Below are 14,398 nucleotides of genomic sequence, written 5' to 3'. Positions count from 1 at the left end.
CAGCATGGTGTCATCGCCTGCATCCGTGGCGCGTGCCGAACCCTATAGCCGGGTGGTCGTCAGGGCAGCCCTGTGGCTGGCCTTCCTGGCGCCGTTCTTCTATCTCAGCTACGGCTTCGCCAACTGGCTGGCGTCGCGGCGCGACGATGTCGGCAGTATCGTGTTCTCGTGGGAGCACGGCATCCCGTTCCTCGCCTGGACCATCGTGCCCTATTGGTCGATCAACCTGTTCTACGGCCTGTCGCTGCTGCTCAACAACGACAGGCAAGGGGTCGACCGTCTGGCCGGACGCTATCTCACCGCGCAAATCGTCGCCGTTATCTGCTTCATCCTGTTCCCGCTGACCGCTACATTCGTGCGACCGGCGACGACCGGCCTGCCGGGCTTCCTGTTTGCCGTGCTCGGCGGTTTCGACAAGCCGTTCAACCAGGCGCCCTCGCTGCACATCGCCCTTTTGGCGATCATCTGGGATCATTGGCGCCACCGGCTCGGCGGGTTGCTCCTGCCGCTCTGGCATGGCTGGAGCTTCCTCATCGGCGCCTCGGTGCTGACGACCTGGCAGCATCACTTCATCGACATCCCGACCGGCGCGCTGCTCGGGTTCTTTGCGCTGTGGCTGTTTCCGCGTAGCGGCGCATTGCCGTTTGTGGGCTTCCGGCTGACCAACGATGCGAAAGCGCGGCGGCTGGCGCGGTTCTACGCGCTGGGCGCCGTCCTCGCGCTGGCCGGTGCCGCGCTCGGTGCCTTCCTTTGCGCTGTCGCGCTCTTCCTGCTTTGGCCGGCGCTGGCGCTGGCCATCGTCGCCTTCGCCTATGCTGGCGCAGGCGAAAAGGTGTTCCAGAAATCCGCCGATGGCACCATGACGCTTGCAAGCCGTGTCCTGCTCTTGCCTTATCGCCTCGGCGCCAGGGCAAACATATGGGCCTGGACGCGCAATCTTGCCCCCCAGGTGGCGATTGCCGAAGGTGTCTTTCTCGGGCGCTTTCCCACGGCAAGCGAGGCCAACAGCTTCGGCACGGTCATCGACCTCGCCGCCGAACTCGAAAAGCCGGCGACAACCGATTGCCGCTGGATCAGCTTTCCGATGATCGACCTGTTGCCGCCGCCACTGGCGATACGGCAACAGGCAGCCGGCGCGCTGGAGAATGCACGCCGCGACGGCACCGTCCTGGTGTGCTGCGCGCTCGGCTTCCAGCGCAGCGCCGGCGTCGTCGCCGAATGGCTGGTGGCGACCGGCAGGGCCGGGACGCCAGCGCTCGCCCGCGAGATGCTCGCGGCCGCCGGCCGGCCGATTCATCTTGCAGAGGCTACGGGGCGGGCGGCGTCATGACAGGCAATACCTATCAGGACCGCACCGACCGCTTCGCCGGCATGCTGATGCGACAGGCCGCGTGGCCGGCCGCAATCGTGCTGGCCGCAAATGTCCTTGCGCCTCTAGCCGCATCGGCGCGCGGTGCCTTCGAGACCTTGCCCGCGGCCATCGCTTTGTCGATCGCCGCCGCGAGCGCGGTTGCGGTGCTGGCGCTGTCGGCATTGCTGGCATTCGACGCGCTGCTGTTCCGACTGATGGCGAGCCATGACGACGAAGCTTCCGGCGGTGCCGCGGTGGATGACATGTTGGCGCGCATGCGCCTGAAACCGGCTCCGTTCGCGACACGCTTGCTCGATGACCGCATGGCCGGCACAAGCCGCTTGCTGTTCAAGCAGCGCGCTGCCCTGGCTCTGTTCGCCGCAGCGCTTCTGGCGGCAGGGTTTTGGGCGCCGCGATGAACAAGCTTTCGCTCAAGACCTTCACCTTGCTGCAGACGGTAACCTCCGTCGGCCTGTCGGCTCTGGCCCGGATGGTGACCGGGGTGCGGCCGATCTGGAACGGCAGCCTGCCCTCCGAGCGGCAGCGCATCTATTTCGCCAATCACACCAGCCATGGCGACTTCATCCTTTTGTCGGCCTGTCTCAGCGAAAGGGAGCGCGCGATCACCCATGCTGTTGCCGCAGGCGAATATTGGGGGAAGTCGCGGCTGCGCCGCTTCATCGCGCAGGACATGTTGTCGTCCGTGCTCATCAACCGGCAATGGACGAGACCTGAGGAAAACCCCATCGAGATCATGCTGTCGGTTCTCGACCAAGGGCACTCGCTTATCCTGTTTCCCGAGGGCACCCGCAACATGACAGACGAGCCGCTGCTGGCGTTCCGCTCCGGGCTCTACAATCTGTCGACGGCGCGGCCTGAGGTCGAGCTGATCCCGTGCTGGATCGAGAACATGTCGCGCGTGCTGCCCAAGGGCCAGTTCCTGCCGGTGCCGCTGCTGTGCCGCGTCGTTTTCGGCGCGCCTGTCGCGGTTGGCCCGGGCGAAGAACGCCGCGCCTTTCTCGAGCGCGCCCACGCCGCGCTTCTGGCGCTCAACCCGCGTCCCGAGCGAGACGATTGATGCGCCACGAGATCTCCATCCTGATCATCGGCCTGCTGGCGGTTTTGACCACCGCCAGCATCGTCGCCACCATCCTTTCGGCGCGAGCGCCGAAGCCGCTGAGCTCGACGCTTGTCAATCTCACGCAGCGCATCAACGCCTGGTGGGTGATGGTGGCGCTGATGACGGTCGCCTTCTTCTTCGGCCGTTACGGGATGACCATCCTGTTTGCGCTGATTTCCTTCGCCGCGCTGCGCGAATTCGTGACGCTGACGCATACGCGCCGCAGCGACCATTGGGTGCTGCTCGGCATGTTCGGCATCATCATCCCGTTTCAGTACTGGCTGGTGTGGACCGCCTGGTATGGGCTCTTCGTCATCTTCATTCCGGTCTACTGCTTCCTCTTGATGCCGGCCATCACGGCGCTGCATGGCGACACCGAACGCTTCCTCGAGCGGATCGCCGCGCAGCAATGGGCGGTGATGATCTCGGTCTATTGCGTCAGCCACGTCCCCGCCCTGCTGACACTCGACGTGCCAGGCTTCGAAGGCCGCACCTTGCTGCTGATCGCCTTCCTGATCATCGTCGTGCAAGGCAGCGACGTGCTGCAGTACATCTTCGGCAAGCTGTTTGGTAAACACCGGTTTTCGCCGAACGTCTCGCCGTCGAAAACCTGGGAAGGGCTGATCGGCGGATTGGTGTCGGCGAGCCTGCTCGGCGCGCTGTTGTCGTTCGTGACGCCCTTCTCGCCGCTGCAGGCGGCAGCCGTGGCCTTCGTCGCCTGCTCGATGGGATTCCTAGGCGGGCTGGTCGCCTCGGCCATCAAGCGCGACCAGGGCGTCAAGGACTGGGGCCATCTCATCGAAGGCCATGGCGGCATGATGGACCGCACCGACAGCCTGGTCTTCGCCGCCCCGGTGTTCTTCCACATCGTGCGCTATTTCTGGACCGTGTGATCCGGCGACCGGTTGCCAAACGCGCTCAAAGCCGGTTGCGGATCAGCATGGTGACGACGAAGAACGCACCGACCGAGCTGGTGATGATGCCGATCGGCAGTTCCTGCGGCGGCAGCAGCGTTCGGGCCAGAAGATCGCTGGCCAGCAAAAGCACCGCGCCGAAGACGGCGCAGCTGGCAACCAGGCGCAGATGCAAGGGGCCTGCCAGCGGCCGCGACAGATGCGGGATCATCAGCCCGACGAAGCCGATGACCCCGGCGACAGAGACCAGGATCGCCGTCGAGAAGGCGGCGACGAGAAACGTCATTCGGCGCATGCGCGCCACTGGCACGCCAAGGCTTTCGGCGGCGTTTTCGCCGGCCAGGAAGGCATCGAGCCGGCGGTGGTTCCACAGCGCGTAAGCCAGAATGGTGCCCGCACCCAGCGCGCCCAACCAGATATTGTCCCAGCGCGCCAGGCCAAGGCCGCCCATCGTCCAGAACAACACGGAGTGGGCGGCGCGCTGGTCGCCGGCAAAGACCAGGTAGTTGGTCAAGGCGGTGAACATGAAGGACACGGCAAGGCCGGCGAGGATCAGCCGCTCCGGCCCTTGGCCCCTCACCCGCGCGACCAGCAGCAGGACGACGCCGGCGGCCAATATGCCGCCGGTGAAGGCCGCGACCGGCAACGTCCAGATGCCAAAGCTGTCGCCGAAGACGGTGATGACGGAAACAGCACCGGCGGCGGCGCCCGACGACAGGCCGAACAGGAACGGATCGGCGAGATCGTTGCGGGTCACTGTCTGCAGCAGCGCGCCGACGACGCCGAGGCCCGCGCCGACGCAGATGGCCAGGATCGTGCGCGGCAGCCGCAGATCGACGACGATCTTGCCGACCGGCCCGGACACGTCGTGCCCGCCTAAGCCGATTGCGCGGCCAAGCGCTGCTACAACGTCGGCCAGCGGGATCAGCGTCGAGCCATAGGCGATCGACAGCAGAGCGAGAGCGGCGATCGCCGCCGCTCCCGCCAGCATGGCCAACGCAAATGCCGGATGGCGCAAGCTCAAAATGCTTCCGGGTGCATGGCCTTGGCGATCTTGTCGATCGCTTCGATGTTGGCGGGTCCAGGCGTCAGCTCGGCGTAGCGGAGGGCAACGAAGCGCTCGTTCTTGACCGCGTCGGTCTCCTTCATGGCCGGATGCGCCTTCAGGAAGTCGAGCAGCTTCCTGTAGCCGCCACCGTCCTGGTAATCGAGCAGGATGAGGAATTGCGGATTGCGCGACGCCACCGTTTCCCAATCCGTGTTGCCCCAGCTGGTGTCCATGTCAGCCATGATGTTGTCGCCGCCGGCGGCAGTGATCATGGCGCTGGGGATGGCGAACTTGCCTGCGGTGAACGGCTTGTCCTCGCCGGAATCGTAGAGGAACACCCGCGTGCCCTTGGCGCTGCCGACCTTGGCGGTGATGTCGGCGAGCTGCGCCTTCCAGCCAGAGACAAGCTTTTCCGCCTCTGTCTCCTTGCCGAAGATCTTGCCCAGCTTTTCGACGTCGCCGTAGAGCAGGTCCATCGAGGCGGCGGGGCGCCTCTTGTCGAGATGGACGCAGCTTTCCGCCAGAACCAGCGTCTTGATGCCGTGCGGGGCAAGCGTGTCGGGCGTCACCTCGCCACCCGGCTTCATGCCGTAGTACCAGCCGGCGAAGAAGAAATCCGGCTCCACGGCCACGAGGTTTTCGAGCGTCGGATATTTCGGCGCCAGCTCCGGGATCGAACCCTGCTCTGCCTTGAATTCGGGACCGACCTTGTACCATCCGGTGATGCCGGTCAGGCCGACGATTGACGGCTGCAATTTCAGCGCGAAAGCCATCTCGGCCATGTTCAGATCATGGATGACAGCGCGCTTCGGCGGCGCGTCGAAGGTCAGCGGCTTGCCGCAGCTGTCGACGGTTACCGGGAAGGCGAAGGCGGTCGAGGTCAGCAGCGAGACGGCAAGCGAAAAAGCGAGGCGTTTCACGGGTATGCTCCTTGTGGGTGGGATCGGGTCGACTATGGAACGGCTTCAATCACGACGGCGGCGCGGCACGGTTCGGAACCTCGAACACCGTCAACTCTCGATCCTCGGTCGGATGGCGCAGGCGCAGCACATCGATGCCGAAAATCTCGCGGATCAGCTGTTGGGCCAGCGCTTCGCGCGGTGCGGCGAGCGCTTGCAGGCGGGCATGATTCATCACCGCAACCCTGGTGGCGAAGGGTGCTACCAGCGCCAGATCGTGCAGCACCGCGATCACCGTCATCTCGAAGCCTGCCACGAGGTCGAGCAGTTCGCCGCGGGCGCGCGGGTCCAGATGGTTGGTCGGTTCGTCGAGGAACAGGATTTTGGGCTGCTGGGCGATGGCGCGCGCCAGTTGGGCGCGCTGGCGCTCGCCGCCCGACAGCGAGCCGACGGTGCGGCCAAGCAGCGGCAGCAGGCCGGTCCGGCGCAGCGCATTGACGACAATGTCGCGTTCCTCGCTCCTGCGCCTCAGTCCGGCGTGCGGGACCCGGCCAAGCTCGACATAATCGATCACCGCCAGCCGCGGATCGGGCTGGTCGGTCTGGCCGACAACGGCGATATGCAACGCCCGCTCGGCGGCCGAAATCCTGTCCAGCCCGCGTCCGCCAAGCTTCACCTCGCCGGAACTTGGCCGCAGCATGCCCGACAGCATGCGCAGCAGCGTCGTCTTGCCGGCGCCGTTGGGACCGATGATGGCAAGGCGATCGCCAGCGGCCACCGAGAAGCTGACCGCCTGGACCAGATTCCGCCCATTCGCCATGGCACAGAGGTCATGGGCTTCGAGAAGCGCTGCGCTCATCGGCTGCAGCCCGCCGGATTGCGGGGACGGCAAAGCGTGCGCATGGTGATGCGATGATCGATGGAGCCGTCCAACTTTCCGTCACTTTCCAAAACTGGCGACGGAAGGAAGCTGGCGAACCGGCCGACAAGGCCGGGATTCGCGTTTCCTCCCGGCACACCCCGTCCGGTCAACTCAGTGATGGCAGGTCTCCTGGCTCGCGGGTCGTTGCGCCATCCTGCCTTCCCAGCCTTGCCGGCCAGTGGCATTCACGGATTTTGCTCGCCGCTTACAGTTGCGGGGGCAGCCACGGCCTCGACCTGAACAGGCCTCACCGTGTTCCCTTTTCACCCCTCGCCTTTCGGCTCGGGGACCATCACCACTTCAGCGTAGATTTCCACCAAACGCTTCGCAATGGATTTCTCGGACGAAGTGGTGGGCCAGCTAAGGGAAACAGGCATTGCACGCTCATTTTATGTAATAACATAACATTCTTAGGAGATGACGCGGCCCGCTGTCAAGCGAAAGCCCATGGGATCGGCGCAGATTGCACGGAATGCGCAATTTCGATCAAACTGGCCGCGCCAGGAAACGCCAAGATGATCCGGCCAATGCGAAAAGGAGCCCCATGAACCCGACCGAGAAAGCGCTGTGGTTCGTCGAGAGCCATCTGCCGGAGGCGATCTCGCTTGACGATGTCGCGCAAAGCAGCGGCGTGTCGCGTTTTCATGTGACGCGCGCCTTCGGCGCCGCAACCGGCCGCTCGGTGATGGGTTACATGCGCTCACGCCGGCTGACCGAGGCGGCGCGCAAGCTGGCCGGCGGAGCGCCCGACATCCTCGTCGTCGCGCTCGACGCCGGCTACAACTCGCATGAGGCGTTCACCCGTGCCTTCCGCGATCAGTTCGGCACCACGCCGGAACTGGTGCGCGCGCAAGGCTCGACCAACAACCTCGACCTCGTGGAGCCGATCCTGATGGACCAGTCCCTCCTCACCAATCTCGAACCACCGCGCTTCGAGACCAGCCGGCCGTTCCTGATCGCCGGCCTCGGCGAACGCTACAGCTGTGAAACCAGCGCCGGGATTCCGATGCAGTGGCAGCGTTTTGCACCCTTTATCGGCAACATCCCCGGCGAGATCTCAGGCGTTTTCTACGGCGTGTGCCTTAATGGCGACGACGCGGGCAATTTCGACTATGTCGTCGGCGTCGAAGTGTCCGGCTTTGCGGATCTGCCGAAGGACTTCTATCGGGTGCGGGTGCCGGCGCAGAAATATGCGGTGTTCTCGCACCGCGAGCACATCTCATCCATCCGCCGGACGATCAACACGATCTGGAACAGCTGGCTGCCCGCCTCCGGTCACGAAATCGCGGATGCACCGGAATTCGAGCGCTATGGACCGGAGTTCGATGCCCACAGCGGCAATGGCGGCCTGGAGATCTGGGTACCGGTGAAGGCGTAGCTCGATCACGCCATCGGCAGCGCCGGCCAGCGATCGATGACCTTTCCGCCGGAAAACACGGCGATCGACCCGAATTGCTGCAGCACGGCCTCGCTCTGCGTCGGCCTTAGAAACGCGTAGTCGCCTGGCCTTGCGGTCGCATCGGCGGGCAAGCCCATGAATTGCTGGTTGGAGGACAGGCCGAGCAGGCCGTTCGTCTTCATGCCTTGGGGGAAGACCGGCTCGGCCATCCACTTGCCGCCATAGAGATAGCAGCCCTTGCGCGGAAACCGGCCGAGCGCCTGCAGCAGGCGGGTGACGGCCGGCGGGCCAGGCAGCATCGGCTCGACCACTTTCAGGATCGGCGTGGCGATGAAAGCCGCCGGCTGGAAGCCGTCGAGGCCTGGCGTATCGAAGTCGCTGGGCAGCACGAAGGCCGAGCCCATCGACACTTCATTGGCCGCGCCGCCACGATGAAGCAGCGCGGTCTTGCTGCCGCCGATGTTGAGGATACGGCGCTGGTCGGCGCCGAGACAGGCGACGAACGCCGCAGCCTGCGCCGACGCCTCCGCCAATGCCTTTGCCGGTCCGCCGAAAAGGCCGGGAATGAGCGGTGCATGCGCCTCGTAGGCCATGACGCCTTCGCAATGCAGCCGGGCCGGCAACGCGCTCAACGCCTTCGACAAGGCCGCGGGATCAGCAAAGCCGCCGCGATGCAGCCCGACATCGATCTCGAAAGCGATGCGCAGGCCGATGCCGAGTTCGTCAGCGAGAGCACCGTATTCCGCCAGTCTCTCCTCGCTGTCGATCAGCCAGCAGACACGCGACCAGTCGGCATCACCCTTCACCAGCGCAGCCCTTGCCGCACCGATCGGCATCGGCTTGCCGTAGAGCAGATCGGCATCCGGAAACGCCTTCAGCACCGCCTCGCTGATCGGCGGGTGGAAGGTCATGAAGCGCTCATGGCGAAGCGCCTTGCCTATATGCGCAAGCAGCGGCAGGCAGGCGAGCGATTTGTCGACCAGCCGCACGGCCAGGCCGGGATCCAGCCTCCTTTTTACCAGGGCAATGTTTCCGTCCAGCCGATCGCGGTCGAGCAGCAGGCAGGGTCGGAAGATGCCGGCGGTCTTCAGCGCATCCGAGAGGGTGGAAAAATAGGTGCTCATCATTCGATGCCGAACAGGCCGGCCATGTAGGGCGACACGAAGCGGTTTTCCGGATCGATGTCGCGGCGCGCCGCCATGGCATCGTCCCAGCGCGGGTAGAGCTTTTTCAGCTCCGCCGCCTTGAGGCTATGCATCTTGCCCCAATGCGGCCGGCCGCCATATCTGCGAAAGATCGGCTCTGCCGCCCGCATGAACGGCAAAGGATCGTTCGCGGCGTCATGGTGGATGGCGATGGAGCAGGTCAGCCTGTTGTAGAATGGCGAAAGCCAGAACTGGTCCGGCGCGACCGAGCGCACCTCCATCGGGAAATAGACCTCGGGAAAGCGCTTCTCGGTCAGCTCGATGATCTCGGCCAGCGCCTTCGGCCCTTCCTCGAACGGCAAATGATATTCCATCTCGTTGAACTTGGTCTGCCGGTCGCTGGCATAGACGTTGAGCCAGTCCTGCACGTAGTCCTCGGCGGGAAATTTGGCGGCCGCCGATCGGATCAGGCGGCCACGCAGCGATGGCAGCCAGGCAAGTGAAGTGCGCAGCCTGCGCAGTGTCCTCAAACCCGCCTCGTCCTCTTCCGGCGGCCGCGTGGTGGGTGCGGCATCGCTGAAATCGCTGGCGATGAACTGCGCATAGCCGGAAAACGGAATGTAGTAGAATTCGGCCGAGCGATGCGCGGCCATCATCGCCTCGAAATCACGCAGCATCTCGGTGATCGGCAGCACATATTTGCGGCGGCGCAACCGGTAGGTCGCGATGTTGTTCAGCGTCACTTCGGTGAGCACGCCGAAAGCGCCGAGCGCAACACCGATGGCGTGGATCATGTCCCGATCCCCTGCCCGCTTGAAGTCGCGGACCTTGCCAAGCCCGTCGACGATCTGCACCGTCTCCAGCTGCGTGTGATAGGCGCCGAGCGTCGGTCCCGAGCCGTGCGTGGCTGTGCCCAGCGCGCCGCCGATCGCCTGGCGGTCGATATCGCCCATGTTGGGCAGGCCCTGGCCAATGCCTTGCAGGATGTGCATGAGCGGGCCGAGCCGGGTCCCTGCCCGCACCCGCGCCTGATGTTTTTGCGCGTCGTGCGAGACCAGCCCTTCCAGTCTCTCCAGGGACAGGATCGTGCCCTGCGATTTCACCAGCGGTGTGAAGGAATGACCGGCGCCGGCCACGCGCACCGGGCCAGGCGCGGTCCGGACGAGATCACCGAGTTCACCGACATCGCCGGGGCTGGCGATCAGCTTGGGCTCGGCACTTACGAAGCCCGACCAGTTGCTCCAGGTGTTCGACATGCGCTCCCCGCTCAGGCAACCGCACGACGGCGACGTGACACAAGAACGAAGAGACCGAGCAGCGCCACGCTTGCCACCGCGCTGGCGGCGGCGAATTCCGGCACCGGCCGGAAATCCTTGCCGTCGATGAGCAGCGACGCCGCAATCGGCCCGATCGCCAGGCCGAACAGTTGGGCTGCCGGCACCAGCAGCACGGCGGTGCGCGTCTCGTCGGCGGTGATCGCCAGACGGATCTGGTAGGGCACGATGAACAGCAGGATAAAGCCCATGGCCAGGGCAGCGACCCAGAACGTCGTCAGGCCGGGGCTGCTGGCAAGAACCAGGGAACTGACAAGCGCCACGACGCCGATCGCCGCGATGGCAAGGCGATAATCGATGCGCGCCTCGAACGCGGTCGCCGTCATCGCCCCCAGGACCTGCACCGCGAGGCTGGCCGAGACGATCAGGCCGACGGTGCGGCCATCGATGCCGTATTGCGCGCCTAGCGGCTCCAGGAAAGCCCAGACCGCGCCGAAGAACATGAAGTAGCAGAAGACCGACAGCAGCGCGGTCATCGAGGAAACCGTCAGCACATTGGCCAGATTCTCTTCCTTGGGCAGGTCGGCATAGTCACCTGGGACAGTGAAAGCGACCGCCAGCGACACGACGCAGACGACGGCAAGAACGATGAAGCCACCCGCCGACCCTGCGGCCGGGATGACATAGAGCGCCAGCAACAGGGCGAGCGCGCATTGCGCCAGCGTCTGCATGGTGACGAAATAGCCGCCGATGCGCTCGGCACGCCGCGAGCGGGCGATCAGTTCGGTGGCGATGGCGACCAGACCGCCCTCGGCGAGCCCGGCAAGGGCGCGGGCCGCAATCAGCATGTTGGCGCTCGCGGCATAGGCCGTCCACACATTGGCCAGCGCCAGCAGCAGCAGAAGGACGGCACTTTTCCAGCGCATATTGTGGGCCGAAAGCAGCATCGCCACGACGGCCGAACCGATGGCAATGGCGATCATCTCGGCGGTGGCGACCAGCGCCAGTTCGTCGCCGCTGACATGGCCTTCGGTGTAGAGAGCTCCGAGCAGCACCGGCTGCAGGCCGAGGATGAGCAGGCCGACCGAACCGATCCACAGGGCCGAGGCGAGCTGCCAGCCGGTCGGATTGCCGACCAGCCAGTCGCCACTGCCTGCGTGGCCGATATCTGTCGAAGCCAAAGGCGCCTCCCCAACGTCCTTGCCGCGCGGCAAAAAAGCTGACAACCTGTCAGTATTTCAGAAACTGATACTTGATCATATTTCTTGTCAACCGGAATCTAAAAACCGTGCGAAAGATCGGTGCATGACGGAATTGAAGAGAATGGCGACCGAGCCGAGGCGCAAGCCCAAGCAGGAACGCAGCCGCGAGCGCATCGACGCGATCCTGTCGACGACCATGCGGCTGATCGGGGAAAAGGGTATCGACGCCGTCACTATGAAGGAGGTCGGCATGCTGGCGGGCGGGCCAATCGCCACCGTCTACCACTACTTTCCCAACAAATCGGCGATCCTGGCGATGCTCTATGAGCGGTTTTCAGAGGTCAGCCGGGCACGGCTGACGACGATCATCGCCGAAATCCACGAGGCGAAAGATGTCATCGTGGCCGCTGACCGGCTGCTCGATGATTATCTCAGCCGTGTCGCCGGCGATCCGGCCATCCAGGATCTGCAGAACGCCATCCAGGCCGACAAGGCGCTCAAGAACCTCGACCTCGCCGAAACGCGGCACCAAGCCAAAATGTTCTGCGACCATGTCATCGCCTTGCTGGAGCCCGAGAGGCGCGAGCAGTTCGAACGCATGGTTCTGCTGATCTTCCAGCTCGCCGGCGGCGTGGTGCGCCTGGCGCTTGCCGAGGGCGAAGCGGAAAGCCGCCGGACCATCGAGGATTACCGGTCTATCATTCACACGCAGCTGCGGCTGTTCCTCTAGAGCCGCGCCTATTTCGCCCGATGGACGAGGCCTTCGAAGCCGTGTGTCAGATCCGAAGCGCCGGCCGCGAACATCTTGACGAGATTTTGCGGACGGCCGGGAGTCTTGTTCGCATCGAGGAGGATGGCCCTGCCCTCATGCATGACGAAATCGAATTTTCCATAGTCGAAGCCGAGTTCACGCCGGCGCTCACGCAGTTCGTCGGGCACCGGGACGGGCTCGCGCCGGATCGTCTCCGATGCCTTGACCAGGCCGTTCGGGGAGACGTAGCGGGTGCAGCGCTCTCGCTCTCCGCAAAACACCCAGAAACGAACAGCAAAACCGTCGGGTTCTCTCTCCGGAATGAACTTTTCCACGACGAGATCGTCGCAATCAAAGACGCCGTCTGGAACGTCGCCGAGAGATCCGTGGATCTCATAGGGGTGCAAGATTGGCAAATGCGGAAACGGCGGCTGTTTGCCCGCGCGCTCGGATCGCCGGTTGAGGAGCGTCTCCGGGATTCCCCGATTGTTGAGATTGCTTTTGACGATCACCTGACCTTGCCAGCTGTCGGTTTTGTCGATCAATGCACCACTGATCCGCCGTTTGGATATGTCGGCGGCGCCGATGTTGAGGCAGAATGCAAAACTCCGGGCATAGTCGACATAGTCCGTGGGCGTCACCGTGGCATCGACATGCAATACCGCCATATCGGCGCTGACCGGCTTCGACAGGCCTTGCTGAACCCGAACCGAATGGCCGCGCCTTTTCAATTCCGCAAGAATGTCGAACAGCATGTATGGGCTGCTCCTGCGCAGCAGAATATCGCGCCTGCCCAGGAACCTGTCATGCTCATGCGTTATCACGGCGATACGCGCCACTATCCACCTCCTGGACTGTCTGTAGATGCCTTGAAATGTCTTGGCTTGTCCAACGACCTCTACTAAGCCCCGGTGATATCCAAAATCCAGGCGTGCAGGGGGCCAATGGAATTGCATGACAAATCATTGGGACGATTACCACCGCCATTGGAAACTTCTGGAAGCGCCGCTCCGGCCGACAGCGGAAACCGTCGCTATATTCGATCGCGAACTTGATCTCGGAAATGCCGATGTCCTTCTCTTGGGGGTTACCCCGGAATTGGCAGTTCTGGGCAAGTCGATGTTGGCGGTCGACCAGTCGGCGGCCATGATTTCCGGCGTATGGGCTGGCGACGACGGCTCGCGACGGGCAATCGCCGGCAACTGGCTTAACCTGCCCGTGGACCGCGCAAGCATCGACGCCGTCATCGGCGACGGATGCCTGTCGGCGGTCGCTTCCCAGGCGGCGCGCAGTTCGTTGTTTGGCGAGGTCGCCAGGGTGCTGAAGCCTGGCAGGCGCGCAGCGATCCGCGTCTTCGCACGACCGGAAACGGCGGACGATCTGTGCGGCATCGAAGCTCTGGTTCTGGCCGGCGGGATCGAGAATTTCCACGCGCTCAAATGGCGGATTGCGATGGCGTGTACGACCGACGACCGCGATTTTACCATCAAGGTGGCAACGATCCGCGATGCATTCGGCAGACTGTTTCCGGACCGCGAAGCTCTTGCCGCGCGAACAGGATGGAGCATGAGCTCGATCAACACGATCGACGTCTATGCAGGCTCGGACATAAGCTACAGCTTCGCGACGCTGGCCACGCTGACCAACGAGGCAGCCAACTGGTTCGGCGACGTGCGCGTCGTGCCGAGCGGAAGCTATCCGCTGGCGGAACGGTGCCCGCTTCTGGTGCTCGGTTCGGCCAGGCACCGGTAAGTTCATCATCATGCGCCAAGAGGCGCTCCGAGCGCCTTGACTCCGGCGCGCCGCCAGCCTATTTCAGCGCCACGTTAGCACTCGCCTTTGGTGAGTGCTAACCACATGTCCGGCGCCGCCGGATGGAGGAACTGTTTCTCACCGTTCTCATCGAGGAAGAAAAAATGGCAAAGTCGAAGTTCCGCCCGCTTCATGACCGCGTGGTCGTTCGCCGGGTCGAATCCGAATCCAAGACCGCTGGCGGGATCATCATCCCCGACACGGCAAAGGAAAAGCCGCAGGAAGGCGAGATCATCGCTGTCGGCTCCGGCGCTCGTGACGAAGCTGGCAAGCTGGTCCCGCTGGACGTCAAGGCCGGCGACCGCATCCTGTTCGGCAAGTGGTCGGGCACNGAAGTCAAGCTCAATGGCGAAGACCTTCTGATCATGAAGGAATCCGACATCATGGGCATCATCGGCTGATATCAGGCCTTTCCGTCAACTGAATTCCCGGGCTCGATCGAAGCCCCTGCCAGGAGCTAAAAATGGCTGCCAAAGACGTAAAATTCTCCCGTGATGCCCGCGAGCGCATGCTGCGCGGCGTCAACATCCTCGCCGACGCGGTGAAGGTCACGCTCGGCCC

The 14,398-nt window shown here is 64.0% G+C and carries 15 protein-coding genes and 1 riboswitch; of the genes, 8 read left to right on the top strand and 7 right to left on the bottom strand.

From position 1 onward, the window contains the following. Nucleotides 1-4: 4 nt before the first annotated feature. Genes M729_RS0124980 through M729_RS0124965 form a run of 4 tightly spaced genes read left to right on the top strand, consistent with a single transcriptional unit; the run spans nt 5 to nt 3,364 of the window. The gene (locus tag M729_RS0124980; RefSeq protein ID WP_027163213.1) at nt 5-1,330 is read left to right on the top strand and encodes a phosphatase PAP2/dual specificity phosphatase family protein; all 1,326 of its coding nucleotides are present in this window, start codon (nt 5-7) and stop codon (nt 1,328-1,330) included. Beyond that, on the top strand, nt 1,327-1,770 hold the full coding sequence (locus tag M729_RS0124975) for a hypothetical protein (RefSeq protein WP_013532376.1): 444 nt from the start codon (nt 1,327-1,329) through the stop codon (nt 1,768-1,770). The genes M729_RS0124980 and M729_RS0124975 overlap by 4 nt, the downstream gene beginning before the upstream one ends. After that, on the top strand, nt 1,767-2,429 hold the full coding sequence (locus M729_RS0124970; protein WP_013532377.1) for a lysophospholipid acyltransferase family protein: 663 nt from the start codon (nt 1,767-1,769) through the stop codon (nt 2,427-2,429). The genes M729_RS0124975 and M729_RS0124970 overlap by 4 nt, the downstream gene beginning before the upstream one ends. Further along, complete coding sequence (locus tag M729_RS0124965; protein ID WP_027163212.1) at nt 2,429-3,364, top strand: phosphatidate cytidylyltransferase; 936 nt, start codon at nt 2,429-2,431, stop codon at nt 3,362-3,364. Before M729_RS0124970 ends, M729_RS0124965 begins: the two co-directional genes overlap by 1 nt. A gap of 25 nt (nt 3,365-3,389) precedes the next feature. Here the strand turns inward: M729_RS0124965 and M729_RS0124960 are convergent, their stop codons facing one another. Genes M729_RS0124960 through M729_RS0124950 form a run of 3 tightly spaced genes read right to left on the bottom strand, consistent with a single transcriptional unit; the run spans nt 3,390 to nt 6,191 of the window. Beyond that, nucleotides 3,390-4,376 carry an iron ABC transporter permease gene (locus tag M729_RS0124960; RefSeq protein WP_081714386.1) on the bottom strand — a complete coding sequence of 329 codons (987 nt, stop codon included), beginning with the start codon at nt 4,374-4,376 and terminating at the stop codon, nt 3,390-3,392. Nucleotides 4,377-4,405: 29 nt separating this feature from the next. Beyond that, a complete protein-coding gene (locus M729_RS0124955) occupies nt 4,406-5,353 on the bottom strand; it encodes an ABC transporter substrate-binding protein (RefSeq protein WP_027163210.1) in 948 nt (315 codons plus the stop codon). 49 nt (nt 5,354-5,402) lie between these two features. Continuing rightward, nucleotides 5,403-6,191 (bottom strand): ABC transporter ATP-binding protein, encoded by a 789-nt coding sequence (locus M729_RS0124950; RefSeq protein ID WP_024504856.1) that lies wholly within the window; start codon nt 6,189-6,191, stop codon nt 5,403-5,405. A gap of 164 nt (nt 6,192-6,355) precedes the next feature. Then, nucleotides 6,356-6,563, bottom strand: a riboswitch (cobalamin riboswitch). Between the two features lie 235 nt (nt 6,564-6,798). Here M729_RS0124950 and M729_RS0124945 point away from each other — a divergent pair. Further along, nucleotides 6,799-7,632 (top strand): AraC family transcriptional regulator, encoded by an 834-nt coding sequence (locus tag M729_RS0124945; RefSeq protein WP_027163209.1) that lies wholly within the window; start codon nt 6,799-6,801, stop codon nt 7,630-7,632. A gap of 5 nt (nt 7,633-7,637) precedes the next feature. Here the strand turns inward: M729_RS0124945 and M729_RS0124940 are convergent, their stop codons facing one another. Genes M729_RS0124940 through M729_RS0124930 form a run of 3 tightly spaced genes read right to left on the bottom strand, consistent with a single transcriptional unit; the run spans nt 7,638 to nt 11,253 of the window. Beyond that, entirely contained in the window at nt 7,638-8,777 is a 1,140-nt protein-coding gene (locus M729_RS0124940) for an alanine racemase (protein WP_027163208.1), read from the bottom strand. Continuing rightward, nucleotides 8,777-10,054, bottom strand: coding sequence for a D-arabinono-1,4-lactone oxidase (locus M729_RS0124935; RefSeq protein WP_027163207.1), 1,278 nt, complete (start codon nt 10,052-10,054; stop codon nt 8,777-8,779). The genes M729_RS0124940 and M729_RS0124935 overlap by 1 nt, the downstream gene beginning before the upstream one ends. Before the next feature lie 11 nt (nt 10,055-10,065). Continuing rightward, the gene (locus M729_RS0124930) at nt 10,066-11,253 is read right to left on the bottom strand and encodes an MFS transporter (protein WP_027163206.1); all 1,188 of its coding nucleotides are present in this window, start codon (nt 11,251-11,253) and stop codon (nt 10,066-10,068) included. Between the two features lie 124 nt (nt 11,254-11,377). Here M729_RS0124930 and M729_RS0124925 point away from each other — a divergent pair, with 124 nt between their 5' ends. Beyond that, nucleotides 11,378-12,004 (top strand): TetR/AcrR family transcriptional regulator, encoded by a 627-nt coding sequence (locus M729_RS0124925; RefSeq protein WP_027163205.1) that lies wholly within the window; start codon nt 11,378-11,380, stop codon nt 12,002-12,004. A gap of 8 nt (nt 12,005-12,012) precedes the next feature. Here M729_RS0124925 and M729_RS0124920 read toward each other — a convergent pair whose 3' ends face one another. Next, nucleotides 12,013-12,981, bottom strand: coding sequence for a hypothetical protein (locus tag M729_RS0124920; RefSeq protein ID WP_245267630.1), 969 nt, complete (start codon nt 12,979-12,981; stop codon nt 12,013-12,015). Here M729_RS0124920 and M729_RS0124915 point away from each other — a divergent pair. Together M729_RS0124915 and groES are read left to right on the top strand one after the other, a co-directional pair. Next, nucleotides 12,980-13,777, top strand: a complete 798-nt coding sequence (locus tag M729_RS0124915; protein ID WP_013532388.1) for a class I SAM-dependent methyltransferase — start codon at nt 12,980-12,982, stop codon at nt 13,775-13,777. The genes M729_RS0124920 and M729_RS0124915 overlap by 2 nt on opposite strands. 164 nt (nt 13,778-13,941) lie before the next feature. Beyond that, nucleotides 13,942-14,238 carry a co-chaperone GroES gene (gene groES / locus M729_RS0124910; protein WP_006203049.1) on the top strand — a complete coding sequence of 99 codons (297 nt, stop codon included), beginning with the start codon at nt 13,942-13,944 and terminating at the stop codon, nt 14,236-14,238. The last annotated feature ends 160 nt before the right edge of the window (nt 14,239-14,398 follow it).

It is taken from the genome of Mesorhizobium sp. WSM1293, from assembly GCF_000513875.1.
Taxonomy (GTDB): domain Bacteria; phylum Pseudomonadota; class Alphaproteobacteria; order Rhizobiales; family Rhizobiaceae; genus Mesorhizobium; species Mesorhizobium ciceri.
Note: the sequence above shows the minus strand (reverse complement) of the source record. Positions and strands in the feature narration are given on the sequence as shown.

What these genes read in the sequence shown, in the direction of transcription:
- M729_RS0124980 (WP_027163213.1), top strand. Translation starts at nt 5, where the DNA reads ATGGTGTCATCGCCTGCATCCGTGGCGCGTGCCGAACCCTATAGCCGG.
- M729_RS0124975 (WP_013532376.1), top strand. Translation starts at nt 1,327, where the DNA reads ATGACAGGCAATACCTATCAGGACCGCACCGACCGCTTCGCCGGCATG.
- M729_RS0124970 (WP_013532377.1), top strand. Translation starts at nt 1,767, where the DNA reads ATGAACAAGCTTTCGCTCAAGACCTTCACCTTGCTGCAGACGGTAACC.
- M729_RS0124965 (WP_027163212.1), top strand. Translation starts at nt 2,429, where the DNA reads ATGCGCCACGAGATCTCCATCCTGATCATCGGCCTGCTGGCGGTTTTG.
- M729_RS0124960 (WP_081714386.1), bottom strand. Translation starts at nt 4,376, where the DNA reads ATGCTGGCGGGAGCGGCGGCGATCGCCGCTCTCGCTCTGCTGTCGATC.
- M729_RS0124950 (WP_024504856.1), bottom strand. Translation starts at nt 6,191, where the DNA reads ATGAGCGCAGCGCTTCTCGAAGCCCATGACCTCTGTGCCATGGCGAAT.
- M729_RS0124945 (WP_027163209.1), top strand. Translation starts at nt 6,799, where the DNA reads ATGAACCCGACCGAGAAAGCGCTGTGGTTCGTCGAGAGCCATCTGCCG.
- M729_RS0124940 (WP_027163208.1), bottom strand. Translation starts at nt 8,777, where the DNA reads ATGAGCACCTATTTTTCCACCCTCTCGGATGCGCTGAAGACCGCCGGC.
- M729_RS0124935 (WP_027163207.1), bottom strand. Translation starts at nt 10,054, where the DNA reads ATGTCGAACACCTGGAGCAACTGGTCGGGCTTCGTAAGTGCCGAGCCC.
- M729_RS0124925 (WP_027163205.1), top strand. Translation starts at nt 11,378, where the DNA reads ATGACGGAATTGAAGAGAATGGCGACCGAGCCGAGGCGCAAGCCCAAG.
- M729_RS0124915 (WP_013532388.1), top strand. Translation starts at nt 12,980, where the DNA reads ATGACAAATCATTGGGACGATTACCACCGCCATTGGAAACTTCTGGAA.
- M729_RS0124920 (WP_245267630.1), bottom strand. Translation starts at nt 12,981, where the DNA reads ATGCAATTCCATTGGCCCCCTGCACGCCTGGATTTTGGATATCACCGG.